The following is a 15465-nucleotide window of genomic DNA, read 5'->3' as shown; positions in this document are numbered from 1 at the left end:
GTCAACGGGGGAGCCTCGACCTCTCCGGTACGTTGAGCTGATGGTTCGGCCCGCTCAGACGGCGCGCAGTGAGCGCACGCGCGACGCGCTCCGCCAGGCGGCCATGGTGCGCTTCCTTGCCCAGGGCGTGGAGGACACCTCGGCCGAACAGATCGCCGCCGACGCCGGGGTGTCGCTGCGGACCTTCTACCGGCACTTCTCGTCCAAGCATGATCTGCTGTTCGTCGACTACGACGCCGGCCTGGAATGGTTCCGCACCGCGCTGGCCAACCGCTCCCCGCAGGAGCCGATCGTCGAGGCGGTGCACTCGGCGATCCTGCAATCGCCCTACGACGTGGACGCGGTGGCCAAGATCGCCGAGCTGCGCGCCGACGAGCTCGACCCGGGCCGCATCGTTCGCCACATCCGGCAGGTCGAGGCGTCCTTCGCCGAGGTCGTCGAGGAGCACCTGCGCCATGACGATCCGCCGCGGCCGGGCTCCGATGCCGCGCTGCGGGTCACCGTTGCCGCCCGTTGCATCGCCGCGGCGGTGTTCGGCGCCATGGAGGTGTGGATGCTGGCCGAAGAGCGCTCACTGCCCGAACTGGCCAGGCTGTGCCGGATGGCGCTGGACTCGCTGGAATCCGGGGTTATCCCGACGGGATAGTTTTGTCATTATTGACAAAACATTGGCCGGGGTGGAACCTGGGCTGATGCCGGATTTCGACGCGATCGTCATCGGCGCGGGCCACAACGGCCTGGCCGCCGCCGCCCTGCTGCAACGCGCCGGGATGCGTACCCTGTGCCTGGACGCCAAGCTTTATGCCGGCGGAATGGCCTCCACCGTAGAGCTTTTCGACGGCTACAAGTTCGAGATTGCGGGCTCGCTGCAGTTCCCGACCTCGGCCGTGGTCAGCCGCGAACTGGGCCTCGACACACTGCCGTGCGTCGATGTCGACGTGATGTCGGTATCGCTGCGCGGCATCGGTGACGAACCCGTCATCTACTACACCGATCCGATGAAGCTGCTCACCCACCTCAACGAGGTGCACGGCGCCGAGGCGGTCAACGGCATGGCCGGGCTGATGGCGTGGAGCCTGGCGCCCACCCGCGCGCTCGGCCGCTTCGACGCCGACACACCGGCGAAGACGCTCGACGAGATGTATGCCTGCGCACAGAACGAATTCGAACGCTCCGCGATCACCGACATGCTGTTCGGCTCGGTCACCGATGTGCTCGACCGCTATCTGCCCGACACCGAGAAGCACGGCGCGCTGCGCGGCATGCTCAGCTTTCTGGCCGTGAACACCACCTACCGCGGACCGGCCACCCCCGGCAGTGCGGCAGCGCTGGCCTTCGGGCTGGCCGTGCCCGACGAGAACGCCGTGCTGATGAAGAAGCTGCGCGGCGGAATCGGTGCGCTCACCACGCATCTGAGTGACCTGCTGACCGCGGGCGGGGGAGAGCTGCGGCTACGGTCGCAGGTCGAGGAGATCCTCACCGCCGACGGCCGCGTCACCGGAGTGCGGTTGGCGGACGGATCCACCGTCGGGGCGCCGATCGTCATCTCGGCGCTGGCTCCCGACCTCACCGTGACGGGACTGCTGGATTCCGCGGCCGTGCCCGCCGAGCTCCGTGAGCGCTACACCCGTGTCGACCATCGTGGCAGCTATCTGCAGATGCACTTCGCGCTCGACGGCATCCCGACCTTCGCCGATCCGTACGGCATGCTCAACGACCCCGAAATGCAGTCGGCCATCGGTCTTTTCAACACACCCGAGGAACTGCAGCAGCAGTGGGAGGATTGCCGACGCGGTATCGTGCCCGTCGATCCGGCCATCGCCATGCAGATGCCGTCGGTGCAGGATCCCAGCCTCGCCCCGCCCGGCAAGCATGCGGTCTCGGCATTCTCGTTGTGGTTCCCCGTGGAGGACACCGCGCAGGCGTCCTATGGCGATATGAAGAACGAGATGGGCCAACGCGTCATTGACAAGATCACCAGGCTGGCACCGGATTTCGAGAGCCTGATCTCCCGGCACACCACCTTCACCCCGAAGCACATGGGCACCATGTTCGGGGCACCGGGCGGTGACTACTGCCATGGCCTGATCCACCCCGAACAGATGGGACCCAACCGGCCCGGCCCCAGAGGTTACGGTGATCAGGAACTGTCGGTCGCCGGACTGTACCTGGGCAGCGCGGGATGTCACGGCGGGCCGGGCATCACGTTCATCCCGGGCTACAACGCCGCCAAGGCGGCACTGGCCGAGGCGCGTTAAGCGTCGTCGACCGCGCTGCCTTCGGCGGTGGCGCCGCCCTCGTCGGACCAGTCCGCCCGGTCCCCGGCGCCCTTGGCGGGATCGCTCTGGACATCGTCCTCGGCACCCTCTGGGCCTGCGTCTGACTCGGTGGTCTTGGGATCTGCACTCACGAACGTGCAGTACCCGTTTTGTCGGGTGCGGAAACCGTCAGCGCCAAAACGGGTCAGCCGCCCTGAAGCTGGCGCATCCAGTCCCGGGGTACCCGATCACGCGGTCCCGGCGTCGGTTGGTCGGCCGGGTGCGCCTGCGGCGCAGCCAGATCGGGACCGTCGTAGTACTCGTCGGTGGCGTAATTCCAGAACCAGTCCTCGCCGGGCTCGAAGCTGCGGATGATGGGATGCCCGGTGTCACGCCAGTGCTGGGAGGCGTGTTTGGCCAGCGAATCGTCGCAGCAACCGATGTGCCCGCAGGCCGCGCATCGGCGCAGGTGTACCCACCATCCGCCGCCGGCGTCGCACTCCACACATCCGGTACCGCTCGGGGGCTTGGCGGGGTCGATGTCCACCTGGGCGAGTCTACTTCTTCTCCCGCCAGGCCCGCTCGAACGGCAGCCGCCACGCGTTGGGGGCGATCAGTTGGTGGATTGCGTTCGGCCCCCAGGTGCCGGGTTGGTAGAGCTTGACCGGCGGCGGATCGTCGAGCAGATGAGCCGAACGCTCCCAGAGGGATTCGATGCCCTCGGCGGTGGTGAACAAGGTGTGGTCACCGCGCATCGCATCCAGGATGAGGCGCTCGTAGGCCTCCAGCACATCGCCCAGTTGTGCGGTCTCCTGGGTGGAGAACTGCATCGACATCTTGTCCAGCTTCATGCCCGGGCCGGGCCGCTTGCCGTAGAAGGACAGCGACACCTTGGACGCGTCGGCCAGATCGAAGGTGAGATGGTCCGGGCCCTGTGATCCGACACCGGAGCCCGCCGGGAACATCGTGCGCGGGGCCTCCTTGAAGGCGATCGAGATGATGCGCATACCCTCGGCCATCTTCTTGCCGGTCCGCAGGTAGATCGGGACGCCCGCCCAGCGCCAGTTGTCGATACCGACCTTCAGGGCGATGAACGTCTCGGTGTCGGAATCCCTTGCCACACCAGTCTCTTCGCGATACCCGGCGTACTGGCCGCGCACCACGTCGCTGCACTGGATGGGCAGCATCGAGCGGAAGACCTTGTTCTTCTCCTCGCTGATGGCGCGGGGTTCCAGCGCGGTGGGCGGTTCCATCACCACGAATGCCATCACCTGGAACAGGTGGGTGACCACCATGTCCTTGAACGCTCCGGTGCTCTCGTAGAAGTTCGCCCGTTGGTCCAGACCGAGCGTCTCGGGGATGTCGATCTGGATGTGGTCGATGAAGTTGCGGTTCCAGATCGGCTCGAAAAGACCGTTGGCGAACCGGAACGCGAGAATATTCTGGGCGGCTTCCTTGCCCAGGAAGTGGTCGATCCGGAAGATCTGGCGCTCTCGGAAGGTCTCGTGCACGAAGTCGTTGAGCTCGATGGCACTGGAGAGATCGGTGCCGAACGGTTTCTCCATCACCACCCGGGAGCGCTCCACCAGGTTGGCGTCCTTGAGCATGGTGATCACCGCTCGGGCCGCCTTCGGTGGCACCGAAAGATAATGCAGCCGTTGCGTTTCGGGCCCGAGTTCGGCCTCGGCATCGGCGACCGCTTCGGCGAGCGCCCCGGGCCCGGCGCCTTGTGGGACGTAGGTGATGCGACCGGCGAACGCGGCCCACTGCTCATCGGTGAGCTTGTGATTGCCGAACGCATTGACCGCTTCCCTGGTCAGCGCGCGGAACTCCTCGGGAGTCAGATCCTCCAGCGAGGTGCCGACCACCCGGATCTTGGGGGCCAGCGCCGACTCCACCAGGTGCGCCATCCCGGGCAGCAGCTTGCGTTTGGCGAGATCGCCCGTCGCCCCGAACAACACGATGACGTGTGGGGCGAGCGCCTCGTCATCGTGACGGTGCGGGCGGGACCCGGGAGCCGGGTAGGCGATGGTCTGGGGGTTCTCTGCGGCCATGACGGCGATGTTGCCATCCGCACGTTAACGCTGCACGACATCGCTACTGTCAGGCCATGGCAACCAGCGTTTCCCGTGAAGTGGTGATCGAGGCGTCCCCCGAGGAGATCTTCGCCGTCGTCGCCGACGTCGAATCCACCCCGAGCTGGTCACCCCAGTACCAGAAGGCCGAGGTGGTGGACCGCGACGGCGAGGGCCGTCCACACCGGGTCATCCAGACCATCAAGACGGTCGGCATCAGCGACCAGCTGACCATCGATTACACCTGGGAGGAGCACAAGGTCAGCTGGGTACTGGTGAAGGCCAGTCAGCTGAAATCCCAGGAGTGCAGCTACACCCTCACGCCCGAGGGCGACAAGACGCGCGTCCGGTTCGACATGACCATCGACCTGGCGATCCCGCTGCCCGGGTTCGTGCTCAAGCAGGTGATGAAGGGCGCCATCGATGTCGCGACCAGCGGCCTGCGCAAGCAGGTGCTGAAGGTCAAGAAGGGATGACGCCGTCCGGCCCGCTGGCCGGTGTCCGGGTCCTCGAACTCGGTGGCATCGGGCCCGGGCCGCATGCGGCGATGATGCTGGCCGACCTCGGTGCCGACGTGGTGCGCGTGCGTCGTCCCGATCCCGGCGAGCGGAGCGACGGGAAAAAGCGCCCGCTGCAGATGCCGGCCGAGAACGCCGACCTGCTGCACCGCGGCAAGCGGATCGTCGACCTGGACGTCAAGAACGAACCCGGGAAGCTGCTCGCCCTCGCCGCGAAGGCCGACGTGCTGCTGGACTGTTTCCGGCCCGGCACCTGCGAACGGCTCGGAATCGGGCCTCAGGACTGCGCCGCGGTCAACCCGCGGCTGATCTTCGCGCGCATCACCGGCTGGGGGCAGGACGGCCCGCTGGCACAGACCGCGGGGCACGACATCAACTATCTGTCGCAGACCGGGGTGCTGAGCGCCATCGGTTACCGGGACCGGCCACCGGTCGCGCCGCTGAACCTGGTCGCCGATTTCGGCGGCGGTTCGATGCTGGTGCTGGTCGGTATCGTGACCGCCCTGTTCGAGCGCGAGAAATCCGGTGTCGGGCAGGTGATCGACGCCGCCATGGTCGACGGGGTCAGCATGCTGGCGCAGATGATGTGGACGATGAAGGCGACGGGTTCGCTTGCCGATCAACGCGAGTCGTTCCTGCTCGACGGTGGTGCCCCGTTCTACCGGGTCTACGAGACCTCCGACGGTGGGCACATGGCGGTGGGTTCCATCGAGCCGCAGTTCTTCGCGGCACTGCTCGCCGGACTCGGTGTGGACGCTGCGGAGGTGCCCGCCCAGTTCGACCGGGACCGCTGGCCAGCCATGCGTGCGATGTTCGAGGCCCGGTTCGCCGCGCGCACCCGGGCGCAGTGGACGGCGATCTTCGCGGGCACCGATGCCTGCGTCACCCCGGTGCTGAACTGGGCCGAGGCCGCCGAGAGCGAGCACCTGCTGGCCAGGGACACGCTGGTCGACGAGCACGGGGTGCGTCAGGCCGCGCCGGCGCCGCGCTTCTCCCGCACCCCGGCCGGGCCGATCGGCCGACCCCCGCAGCAGACCACGGCGCTTGACCAGGTCGGCTGGTGAGACCGATTTGCTGCCGTCGGCGGCGTAAATTAGCAACGCCCAGTTAGTCGAAATCCTTGCGTCAATCTAAGGGCAGTCTTATATTTGCCTGATGGCTGTCAGAGCGTCGAGAGAAATCCTCTTCGACGCCTCGCCGGAGGCGATCCTTGATGCGCTCGCCGACATCGACGAGGTGCCGACCTGGTCCACCCTGCACCGGTCCGCGGAGGTGGTGGACCGCCATCCCGACGGCAGGCCCCATCACGTCAGGGCGACGGTGAAGATCATGGGGATCACCGAAAAGGAGATGCTGGAGTACCACTGGGGCGACGACTGGATGGTCTGGGACGCCCAGGACACCTTCCAGCAGCGCGGCCAGCACGGCGAGTACAAGCTGATCCGTGAGGGTGACCGCACCCGAGTCCAGTTCGACCTCTTCATCGATCTGGTCGCGCCGATCCCGGAGTTCCTGTTGCGCAGGGCCAAGGCGATGGTGCTTGACGCGGCCGTGGACCGGCTTCGCACCCGGGTCACCCGCTTCCACGGCTGAGCGCCTAACGGCGCCGAAACAGCGGCGCAACACGACCGGCCTAATCTCAGCCGATGGGGGTGCGGCGCTCGGTTCTGCTCGAATGCCTGGTCGCCGAACGGGCAGGCACCTCCCAGGACGGTGTGCTCGGCGAACTGCGGCGCGCCATCCTGGACGGCGGCGTCCCGCCGGGCACGCAGATCCCGCTGGCCGAGGTCGCCGAAATCTTCGGGGTGAGTCAGATCCCGATCCGCGAGGCGCTGAAGACCCTTGTCGCCGAGGGGCTGATCTCGCACCGCCGCAACGGTGGCTACACCGTCGCGCTGCTGACCGCGCAGGAACTGCGCGAGATGTACATCGTGCGTGAGACATTGGAAGCGGCATCGCTGGCCGCAGCGGTGCATAACGCCACCGACACCGATCGCGCCACCGCGGTGATCGCCAACCAGCTCCTGGAACAGGCCATTCGGGACGGGGATGCGGCCGCATATCATCGCGGCAGCAGGCAGTTTCATGCCGCGCTGACCGGGCCCTCGCGGATGCACCGGCTGCTGCACATGCTGGAGGCCGCCTGGAACGTCACCGAACCGGTGCAGTCGATGGTGCATGTCAGTCCCGCCGATCGGGCTGATCTGCACGCCGATCACCGCGCCATGCTGGAGGCATTCCTGGCCGGCGACGTCGATGCGCTGCTGGCCATCTCCGAACAGCATGCCGCTCGCCTCAACGCCGTCATCGCCACCTTGCCGCGCGACACCGGCCTGCTGGCGTGAGCGAATATATTTCCCGTGCAACGGACCGATAAGTCCGCCGAAACGGTGGGGAAACAATCCGGTCCCATAGTCGGCAACCATGACCGATACCGTTGTACCTCCGCATGACGCGCCCCCGGGAGCCGTTGTCGGTGCTGGTGACATCGTCGAAGCCGCCGGCCATCCGGTCGGCGGCGGCGTCATCAAGCCCGGCTACGACCCCCGCCTGACGAACGAGGATCTCGCCCCGCTGGGCAAGCAGACCTGGACGTCCTACAACATCTTCGCGTTCTGGATGTCCGATGTGCACAGCGTCGGCGGCTATGTCACCGCGGGCAGCCTTTTCGCCCTCGGCCTGGCCAGCTGGCAGGTACTGATCGCGCTGCTGGTCGGCATCAGCATCGTGTACTTCTTCTGCAACCTGGTGGCAAAGCCCAGCCAGGCGACCGGGGTGCCGTATCCGGTGATCTGCCGCACCGTCTTCGGCGTGCTGGGCGCCAATATCCCGGCCATCATCCGCGGTTTGATCGCGGTGGCCTGGTACGGCATCCAGACCTTCCTGGCGTCGGCGGCACTGGACATCGTGCTGATCAAACTCTTTCCCGGCCTGGCCCCCTACGCGGTGGTCGCGGATTACGGCTTCGCCGGGTTGTCGCTGCTGGGCTGGGGTAGCTTCCTGCTGTTGTGGGTGTTGCAGGCCTGCGTGTTCTGGCGCGGTATGGAGTCGATCCGCAAGTTCATCGACTTCTGCGGGCCCGCCGTCTACGTCGTCATGTTCATGCTCTGTGGTTACCTGATCTACAAGGCCGGTTGGGCCGCCATCGACCTGAACCTCGGCGGGGTCACTTACACCGGCTGGTCATCGGTTCCGGTGATGCTGGGCGCCATCGCCCTGGTGGTCTCCTACTTCTCTGGCCCGATGCTCAACTTCGGCGACTTCTCCCGCTACGGCAAGTCGTTCGCGGCCGTCAAGAAGGGCAACTTCCTCGGCCTGCCGGTCAACTTCCTGGTCTTCTCGGTGCTGGTGGTCGTCACCGCATCGCTGACCCTGCCGGTGTTCGGTGAGCTCATCACCGACCCGGTCGAGACGGTGGCCCGCATCGATAGCACCTTCGCGATCGTGTTGGGCGCGTTGACCTTCGCCATCGCCACCATCGGTATCAACATCGTCGCCAACTTCATCTCCCCGGCGTTCGACTTCTCCAACGTCAGCCCGCAGCGCATCAGCTGGCGCGCCGGCGGCATGATCGCCGCCGTCGGGTCGGTGCTCATCACACCGTGGAACCTGTACAACAACCCCGAGGTCATCCACTACACACTGGAGACACTGGGCGCCTTCATCGGCCCGCTGTTCGGTGTGCTGATCGCCGACTACTACCTGATCCGCAAGCAGAAGGTGGTGCTGGATGATCTGTTCACCATGGATGAGTCCGGAAAATACTGGTACACCAAGGGATACAACAAAGTGGCCGTCGTCGCGACCGTCATCGGCGCCATCTTGGCCATGATCCCGGTGCTGCTCGGTGGTTCCGTGGCGGGCATGGCTGCCGCTGCCCAGTACAGCTGGTTCATCGGTTGCGGAGTCGGCTTCGCGATCTACTACCTGTGGGGCAAGCGGGACGTCCTGGTGGCAGAATCGGTGTCGTGACGCGTATTTGGGTGATCAACCCGAACACCACCCGGGCAATGACCTCGACGATCGAGGTCTGCGCCCGGGCGGTGGCGGCTCAGGGGGTGGATGTCACCGGCGTAACCTCCGAGTTCGGGCCGCCATCCATCGAGAGTCACTACGACGAGGCGATGAGTGTGCCCGGCCTGCTGGCGGCGATCCAGCGCGGTGAGGCCGAGGGCGTCGACGGTTATGTCATCGCCTGTTTCGGGGATCCAGGCCTGGACGCCGCGCGGGAACTGGCCACCGGGCCGGTGATCGGTATCGCCGAGGCCGCCATGCAGACCGCGAGCCACCTGGGCCGCGGGTTCAGCGTCGTGACGACGCTGGGGCGCACCATGGGCCGCGCCGCCGATCTCGCGGAACGTTATGGGATGCAACGGTTCTGCCTGGGTATCCACGCCTGCGATATCCCGGTGTTGGACCTGGAGTCCGATCCGATGGCACTGAAAATGGTGACCGAGGCTTGTCGGGAAGCCATCGAGCAGGACCGCTCCGATGCGGTGGTGCTGGGTTGTGCGGGGATGGCCGATATGTGCAGGCACATCTCCGAGGAGATCGGTGTGCCCGTGGTCGACGGTGTCAGCGCCGCGACGCTGATCGTGCAGTCGCTGGTGACGATGGGTCTGCGTACCGGTAAGCGCGGGGAGTTCGCCCCGCCGCCGGCCAAGGATTACGTCGACAAAGCCTAATCCGTCGTGGCGGGTCCGGCGGCGTGTTGCTCTCCGCCGGACCCGCTGTGCGGGCGGTGTTCTCTGTGGAGTTGTCAAGGTGCCGTGCGGGTTTGGTTATGCGGCGGTGGGTAGGTCGGTCATGGTGCGTCGGGCGTGGGAGCGTAGATGCGCCGGTTCTGGTTCGGCCGGGTCGTGGGGCGGGATGAACCAGGGGTGGCGGTCGGGGCCGAGGTAGACCTGCCAGCCGCCGTGGTGGATCGCGGTGTGGTGCAGTCGGCACAGCAGCACCCCGTTGTCGATGCTGGTGTGCCCGCCGCTTGCCCACGGGGTGATGTGGTGGGCGTCGCACCACGACACCGGCCGCCCGCACCCGGGGTGTGCGCAGCCCCCATCGCGGACCGCCAACCCTTTCCGGATGGCGGGTGTGAACAGTCGCTCGGCGCGCCCCACGTCCAGCGGGGCGCCGGCGGCGTCGACGATCACCGCGGTCAGGGTGCTGTCGCACATGATGAGGTCGGCGGTGCGGGTGCTGACGGGCCCGCCGAACCCCAGGTAGTCCACGCCCACCGGGGTGGGGCGGGTGAGGGTGACGTGCGGGAGCACACCACCGCTCATCGGGCGCTGCGAACTCGACAGGTAGGTGCGCATGATCTGCCCGAACGCATCCGCGCGTCGGCGCCCGGTCGGGCGGGGGTCCGGTGACCCGTCCGGTAGCGGGATGGGCCGGCACAGCGGGTCCAGCGCGGCGAGCAGTTCCTCCGCGGTGAGCGCGTCGAGATCCAGGCTGGCCGCGACCCGTCCGTCGTCGGTCTGCGTCAGGGTCATGTCGTTGAGGTCGGTGTTTTCGGCGACCGGCACCGCCCCGTCGTCGAGCGGAGCGGCGGCGGTTCTGGCGATGGCGATCTCGCGGGCCTTCTTGGCCACCCCCGTGGGGGTGGTCTGGATCATCAGCGTCGTCACCACGCCCGCCCGGTCTTCCTCGGACAACGCCACTCGATTGTGGATGTGGGCGACTCCTTTGCCGATGGCGTCGGCGAACTCGATACCGACCCCACCCAGGCGCTGGGCCCGGGTCAAGGCCGGCAGGGTGTGCGCCGCCCGGCCCACCCGCGCCGCGCGGTACGCCGCACCGGGAGCCATGCCGCAACTGGTGAGCAGATCGGCGCCCGTACGCAGGTGCTTGCGCGCCGGGATCCCGGCCCGCTCCGCGGCCGCAACCGCCTGGGCGATCACATGATCGACCAGATTGCGCACGGTCACCGCGGCCGCCAACACCGCGAGCAAGGGTGGTTCATCAACGATCCGGCGCGGAGCGTCGAGCAGATGAAACAGCGTGCGATCAGCGTCGTCCCCGGCTGCAGGCACCGGGGTGAGGTCATCAATCAACGCATCAATGAACGTGTCGAGATGAGTGGCGTCCATAGGGATACCGACTTTCACAGAAGGTGCCCAACGGGGCACGATCAGTCACAACGGTCCGCACAGCCCGAAAGGGGCATCGAACCTCGCGGCGACCGGGGTCGCGGTCTGTGCTCACCGGGTGGTGATGGGAGCAACGTCGCATTCGAACTTGTGTTCGATGCTACGCCGCATCAAGGCCCCGCGCAAGGGTTCTGCATCGGGACATCGGTGACACTGTGAAGGCTGAGGGCCGACCGCGGTGCTCATGCGCCGTACGACAAGTCCGAGCTACGCGACCGGCGCCGGATGAACCGCCCGCCAGTGCTCGGCGATCTCGATGCGCCGTGCCACCCACACCCGATCGTGTGACTGCACGTGGTCCAGGAACCGCTGCAGCGCCGCGGCCCGGGCGGGCCGGCCGACCAGCCGGCAGTGCAGACCCACGGACAACATCTTCGCCTGTCCGGCAACACCTTCGGCGTAGAGCACGTCGAAGGCATCGCGCAGGTGCGCATAGAACTCGTCACCATTGGCGAACCCGGCCGGCGACGAGAACCGCATATCGTTGGTGTCCAGGGTGTAGGGCACCACCAGATGATCGGTGTCGCGCACCTTTACCCAGTACGGCAGGTCGTCGGCATAGGAATCCGAGTCATAGGCGAACCCGCCGTGCTCCACCACCAGCTCGCGGGTGTGCGGGGAATCCCGGCCGGTGTACCAGCCCAGCGGCGCCGAGCCGGTCAGTTCGGTCAGGATCTGTATGGCCTCGGCCATATGGGCGCGTTCGGTGTCCTCGCCGATCAGCTGATAGGACTTCCAGCGCAGCCCATGACAGGCGATCTCGTGGCCCAGCTCCGAGAACGCCGCCACCGCTTCGGGATTGCGCTGCATGGCACGTGACACCGCGAAGATCGTGAGTGGCAGGCCGCGCTGCTCGAAGATCCGCAGGATCCGCCACAGCCCTGCACGTGAGCCGTACTCGTACATCGATTCCATGCTCATGTGCCGGTTGCCGAACGCTTCGGCCGGGGTGATCTCGGACAGGAACGTCTCTGACGCGGGATCGCCATCCAGGATCGAGTTCTCTGCGCCCTCTTCGTAATTCAGCACGAACTGCACGGCGATCGCGGCGCCGCCGGGCCACCGCGGATCCGGGGTATGGCGCCCGTACCCGATCAGGTCGCGGGGATACGTCACGCCAGCTCCCCGTACAGCCGCAGCCGCGCCAGCCCGCCGTCCGGGTAGATGTCCAGCCGTACCTCGGTGAGCACGTCGTCGGCGTCGATGAGGAACTTGTGCCGGGTATCGGGCAGCAGATCGGTGCGTGGCAACAATTCCACCCGGTCACCGTTGGCGCGGAACCCGGTGAGCGCGGCCGAGCCTGGGGAGTTGCCGATGAAATACGAGGTGTCGATCTCGGCCAGATTGATGCGGCCGGGACCGGCCAGCCGGAACCGCACCCAGTCGTTGGCGTCATCGCGGCGGCGTGCGGTCTCCCAGCCGTCGCCCATCACCTGGGCGTAGCCGGGGAAGATCAGGTTCTGCGGGGAACTGTAGAACCTGTTGGAGCAGTCCAGGACCAGGCCCCCGTTCTCCAGCGCGGCGAGGTCCAGCGGGCCGACACCGAAGAAGCGCTTGTCCGGCAGGCCTTCCCCGTGCACCCGCAGCCGCGCCACCCCGCCGTCGGGGTAGATGTTGAGTCGCACATGGGTCCACCGGTTTTCGGAGTTGACCTCGAAGTTGTTGCGGGTGTCCCCGTAGGCCCGGCTGCGTTCGATCAGTGGGGTCCAGTTCTCGTCGGCGGCCAGCTGTTCGGCGGTGGGGTAGCCGTCGACCTCGAGCGCGTCCAACGAGATGGCGGGTGGGTAGTTGCCCTTGAACCATGCGGTGTCCACGACCACGCCGCGGATCACTCCGGGCACCCCGAGCCGAACGATCGCGGTGTCATGGCCGGTTTCGCGGCGGCGCCGGGTCTCCCACCCGTCATACACCTGGCCCTTGTGCCCGAACGAGGCTGGCCGGTACGTCGACGGTCCCTGCGAGATCAGGTTTTCCTTCTCGGCGAACGACTCGTCATTCGCCCAGACGACGGCGCCGCCGAGAGTACGCAGCGCCAGATCCGGCAGCCAGGTGAAGTCGGGGAGAGATTCGGTCATATCAGCTTCCGGTCCTTGAGCTTTCGTAGTACATCGATGGTGGCCGCGGGGGCCAGGGTCGCGACGTCGTCGGCATCGAACGCGCCGCAGTCCAGTCCGCGCAGGACGACCGTCGACAGCGCCTCCGCGGTGGCGGGCTCATCGACGATGGCGCCGCCCCGGCGGTCCAGGTAGGCCTGCAGCCGGGGTGCGGCCGCAGCGACGGCGGCGCGGAAGAAGGTGAAGGTGGCCAGCCATCGGGTCACCAGATGCCCGGCGTGCATATCCCAGCCCTGGTAGTAACCGCGTTCCAGGGACCGGGTCACCAATCGGTGATGTCTGCGGATAGCGGCCACCACCTCATCGTCGGAGCCGACCGGGAACACCTGGGTGGATCCGTCGGCGATCCACACCCCGGTCTGGGCGGCGGCGGTCTGCATGACGGCCTTGGCGTGGTCGGCGATGGGATGGTCCAGGGACTGCTGCTGCGGTGCGATACCGCAGGCCGCGCTGTAGTCGTAGGTGCCATAGTGCAACCCGCTGCATCGGCCGTCGGCAAGATCGATGGCCCGGGCCACTGTCGCGGTGCCGTCGGGTCCGATGACCGCCTGCGGGCTCTCGATCTGCAACTCGAACTGGAGGGTGCCCGCGGGCAGACCGTGCCCCTGCTCCAAGGCCTCGCATAGCCAGACCGTGGCAGTGACCTGTTCGGCCGCACGCAGTTTCGGCACGGTGAACACGAAACCCGGTGGGACGCCGCCGTCGAGCACCAGTTCCAGGGTGCGCACCGAGCGTCGCCGGTCCGCGGCGGTCAAGCCCTTGATCCGGATCCCGGAGCTGTCCACCGCCAGCGCACGCAGGGTGTCTCCGGCCCGCACCGCGTCGGCATCCTCGGCGTCCTCGGCGCGCCGCCCGTAACCGTCCTCGAAATCCAGCCGCAGATCCGCGATGGGTGCGGTGCGCAGCCGGTCCCTGACCATCGCCAGGGTGGTCGCATCCCCGAGCTCGGCGAACACCTCGGGGTAGCGGTCCAGCAGTTCGAGCGCGTGTGCGCCCCACTCGATGACGGTGGCCGGGCCGGCGTCCGCCGCGCTGGTGTACACGGTGTGCACCGGCTGGCTGCCGGCGCGGTCCCCGGGGTAGCGGGCGGCCAGCGCGGCGTCGACACCCTCGAGCAGGGCGTCGAGACGTGTGAGCGTGTCCTCGGGGACTCGGCGCACAGTGGGCATCGGTCCATCCTGCCGTGTCAGCGCGACTTGAGCACCCCGAGGCGGCGGATCGCCTCGTTCATCGTCTCGTCGCGTTTGCAGAAAGCGAAGCGCACCAGGTGATTCCAACCATGATCGCCGCTGGTGAACGCCGACATGGGAATCGCGGCGACTCCGGCACGCTCGGGTAGTTCGGCACAGAACGTGGTGGAGTCGGCGTATCCGAGCGGCCGTGGATCCGCACACAGAAAATAGGTGCCATGGCTGTCGTGCACCCCGAAGCCGATATCGGTCAGGGCCGCGGCCAGCCGGTTCCGCCGGGCCTGCAACGTATCGCGCAGGGCCAGCGACCAGCCGTCCTCGTCGTTGAGGGCCCGGGCGACCGCGGGCTGGAATGGCGCGCCGCCCACGTAGCTCAGGTACTGCTTGGCCGCCCGCACACCCGCGATGAGGTCGGCGGGGCCACATGCCCACCCGATCTTCCAGCCGGTGACGTTGAACATCTTGGCCGCACTGGAGATCGTGACGGTCCGCTCCGCCATGCCGGGCAGCGCCGCGAGCGGCAGGTGCCGTAGCCCGTCGAACACCAGGTTCTCGTACACCTCGTCGGTGATGACCAGCAGGTCGTGGGCGATCGCCAGTTCGGCGATCGCGGCCAGCTCCTCGGACGAGGCGACGCTGCCGGTCGGGTTGTGCGGTGAATTGAGGATGAGCGCGCGGGTGTTGGGCGTCACCGCGGCCCGCAGTGCCTCGACTTCGATGGCGAATCCGCTGCCGTCGGCCACCATCGGCACGGCGACCCGGTGGCAGCCGGCCATCGCGATCACCGGCGAGTAGGAGTCGTAGAAAGGCTCGATCACCAACACCTCGGAACCGGGCTCGACCAGCCCGATGACCGATGCGGCGATGGCCTCCGTCGCCCCGACGGTGACCAGGATCTCGGTCTCCGGGTCGTAGTTGACGCCGTACAGCCGGCGGCGCTGCTCGGCGATGGCCTCACGTAGTGCAGGAATGCCCAGGCCGGGCGGGTACTGGTTGATGCCCTCGGCGATGGCGTCCTGGGCGACCTTCAGCATGCCGGCGGGGCCGTCCTCGTCGGGAAAACCCTGCCCGAGATTCACCGCACCGATGCGCGCCGCCAGTGCCGACATCTCGGCGAAGATCGTCACCGCGTACGGCTGGAGTCTGCGCACGGTCATGGCG

At 67.2% G+C, this 15465-nt stretch carries 16 protein-coding genes; 8 read left to right on the top strand and 8 right to left on the bottom strand.

From position 1 onward, the window contains the following. The first annotated feature begins 40 nt into the window (after nt 1-40). Together C6A86_RS24295 and C6A86_RS24290 are read left to right on the top strand one after the other, a co-directional pair. Nucleotides 41-646, top strand: coding sequence for a TetR/AcrR family transcriptional regulator (locus C6A86_RS24295; RefSeq protein WP_105364862.1), 606 nt, complete (start codon nt 41-43; stop codon nt 644-646). Between the two features lie 46 nt (nt 647-692). After that, the gene (locus tag C6A86_RS24290; RefSeq protein WP_105364863.1) at nt 693-2258 is read left to right on the top strand and encodes an NAD(P)/FAD-dependent oxidoreductase; all 1566 of its coding nucleotides are present in this window, start codon (nt 693-695) and stop codon (nt 2256-2258) included. On the opposite strand, the gene C6A86_RS24285 is transcribed toward C6A86_RS24290, so the two are convergent. The 3 genes from C6A86_RS24285 to zwf are packed head-to-tail and all read right to left on the bottom strand — an operon-like array spanning nt 2255 to nt 4312. After that, nucleotides 2255-2410, bottom strand: coding sequence for a hypothetical protein (locus tag C6A86_RS24285; RefSeq protein ID WP_168143342.1), 156 nt, complete (start codon nt 2408-2410; stop codon nt 2255-2257). The genes C6A86_RS24290 and C6A86_RS24285 overlap by 4 nt on opposite strands. Before the next feature lie 53 nt (nt 2411-2463). Then, nucleotides 2464-2805 (bottom strand): UBP-type zinc finger domain-containing protein, encoded by a 342-nt coding sequence (locus C6A86_RS24280; RefSeq protein ID WP_105364864.1) that lies wholly within the window; start codon nt 2803-2805, stop codon nt 2464-2466. 10 nt (nt 2806-2815) lie between these two features. After that, entirely contained in the window at nt 2816-4312 is a 1497-nt protein-coding gene (gene zwf / locus C6A86_RS24275; RefSeq protein ID WP_311100903.1) for a glucose-6-phosphate dehydrogenase, read from the bottom strand. Between the two features lie 56 nt (nt 4313-4368). Here zwf and C6A86_RS24270 point away from each other — a divergent pair, with 56 nt between their 5' ends. From C6A86_RS24270 to C6A86_RS24245, 6 genes are all read left to right on the top strand, one after another. Continuing rightward, on the top strand, nt 4369-4809 hold the full coding sequence (locus C6A86_RS24270; protein WP_105361568.1) for an SRPBCC family protein: 441 nt from the start codon (nt 4369-4371) through the stop codon (nt 4807-4809). Continuing rightward, nucleotides 4806-5915, top strand: a complete 1110-nt coding sequence (locus C6A86_RS24265; RefSeq protein ID WP_105361569.1) for a CaiB/BaiF CoA-transferase family protein — start codon at nt 4806-4808, stop codon at nt 5913-5915. Before C6A86_RS24270 ends, C6A86_RS24265 begins: the two co-directional genes overlap by 4 nt. A 91-nt stretch (nt 5916-6006) precedes the next feature. Then, nucleotides 6007-6444 carry an SRPBCC family protein gene (locus C6A86_RS24260; RefSeq protein WP_105361570.1) on the top strand — a complete coding sequence of 146 codons (438 nt, stop codon included), beginning with the start codon at nt 6007-6009 and terminating at the stop codon, nt 6442-6444. A 53-nt stretch (nt 6445-6497) separates the two neighbouring features. Further along, entirely contained in the window at nt 6498-7196 is a 699-nt protein-coding gene (locus C6A86_RS24255) for a GntR family transcriptional regulator (RefSeq protein ID WP_105361571.1), read from the top strand. Nucleotides 7197-7275: 79 nt separating this feature from the next. After that, complete coding sequence (locus tag C6A86_RS24250) at nt 7276-8823, top strand: NCS1 family nucleobase:cation symporter-1 (protein ID WP_311100902.1); 1548 nt, start codon at nt 7276-7278, stop codon at nt 8821-8823. Further along, nucleotides 8820-9536 (top strand): aspartate/glutamate racemase family protein, encoded by a 717-nt coding sequence (locus C6A86_RS24245; protein WP_105363078.1) that lies wholly within the window; start codon nt 8820-8822, stop codon nt 9534-9536. The genes C6A86_RS24250 and C6A86_RS24245 overlap by 4 nt, the downstream gene beginning before the upstream one ends. Nucleotides 9537-9632: 96 nt before the next feature. On the opposite strand, the gene C6A86_RS24240 is transcribed toward C6A86_RS24245, so the two are convergent. The 5 genes from C6A86_RS24240 to C6A86_RS24220 form a co-directional block, all read right to left on the bottom strand. After that, nucleotides 9633-10940 (bottom strand): HNH endonuclease signature motif containing protein, encoded by a 1308-nt coding sequence (locus C6A86_RS24240; protein WP_105363077.1) that lies wholly within the window; start codon nt 10938-10940, stop codon nt 9633-9635. Between the two features lie 267 nt (nt 10941-11207). Continuing rightward, the gene (puuE, locus tag C6A86_RS24235; protein WP_105363076.1) at nt 11208-12116 is read right to left on the bottom strand and encodes an allantoinase PuuE; all 909 of its coding nucleotides are present in this window, start codon (nt 12114-12116) and stop codon (nt 11208-11210) included. Then, nucleotides 12113-13075, bottom strand: a complete 963-nt coding sequence (gene alc, locus C6A86_RS24230; RefSeq protein WP_105363075.1) for an allantoicase — start codon at nt 13073-13075, stop codon at nt 12113-12115. The genes puuE and alc overlap by 4 nt, the downstream gene beginning before the upstream one ends. Continuing rightward, nucleotides 13072-14283, bottom strand: a complete 1212-nt coding sequence (locus C6A86_RS24225) for a DUF6986 family protein (RefSeq protein ID WP_105363074.1) — start codon at nt 14281-14283, stop codon at nt 13072-13074. The genes alc and C6A86_RS24225 overlap by 4 nt, the downstream gene beginning before the upstream one ends. A 17-nt stretch (nt 14284-14300) precedes the next feature. Then, nucleotides 14301-15461: a pyridoxal phosphate-dependent aminotransferase gene (locus tag C6A86_RS24220; protein ID WP_105363073.1), complete on the bottom strand. Its 1161-nt coding sequence runs from the start codon at nt 15459-15461 to the stop codon at nt 14301-14303. Nucleotides 15462-15465: the final 4 nt, after the last annotated feature.

Origin of the sequence: Mycobacterium sp. ITM-2016-00316 (assembly GCF_002968335.2) — a bacterium.
GTDB lineage: Bacteria > Actinomycetota > Actinomycetes > Mycobacteriales > Mycobacteriaceae > Mycobacterium.
This window is presented reverse-complemented; position numbering and strand designations above follow the sequence as displayed.

Coding starts and splice junctions, on each gene's coding strand:
- C6A86_RS24295 (WP_105364862.1), top strand. CDS start 41: ATGGTTCGGCCCGCTCAGACGGCGCGCAGTGAGCGCACGCGCGACGCG.
- C6A86_RS24290 (WP_105364863.1), top strand. CDS start 693: ATGCCGGATTTCGACGCGATCGTCATCGGCGCGGGCCACAACGGCCTG.
- zwf (WP_311100903.1), bottom strand. CDS start 4,312: ATGGCCGCAGAGAACCCCCAGACCATCGCCTACCCGGCTCCCGGGTCC.
- C6A86_RS24270 (WP_105361568.1), top strand. CDS start 4,369: ATGGCAACCAGCGTTTCCCGTGAAGTGGTGATCGAGGCGTCCCCCGAG.
- C6A86_RS24265 (WP_105361569.1), top strand. CDS start 4,806: ATGACGCCGTCCGGCCCGCTGGCCGGTGTCCGGGTCCTCGAACTCGGT.
- C6A86_RS24260 (WP_105361570.1), top strand. CDS start 6,007: ATGGCTGTCAGAGCGTCGAGAGAAATCCTCTTCGACGCCTCGCCGGAG.
- C6A86_RS24255 (WP_105361571.1), top strand. CDS start 6,498: ATGGGGGTGCGGCGCTCGGTTCTGCTCGAATGCCTGGTCGCCGAACGG.
- C6A86_RS24250 (WP_311100902.1), top strand. CDS start 7,276: ATGACCGATACCGTTGTACCTCCGCATGACGCGCCCCCGGGAGCCGTT.
- C6A86_RS24240 (WP_105363077.1), bottom strand. CDS start 10,940: ATGGACGCCACTCATCTCGACACGTTCATTGATGCGTTGATTGATGAC.
- alc (WP_105363075.1), bottom strand. CDS start 13,075: ATGACCGAATCTCTCCCCGACTTCACCTGGCTGCCGGATCTGGCGCTG.
- C6A86_RS24225 (WP_105363074.1), bottom strand. CDS start 14,283: ATGCCCACTGTGCGCCGAGTCCCCGAGGACACGCTCACACGTCTCGAC.
- C6A86_RS24220 (WP_105363073.1), bottom strand. CDS start 15,461: ATGACCGTGCGCAGACTCCAGCCGTACGCGGTGACGATCTTCGCCGAG.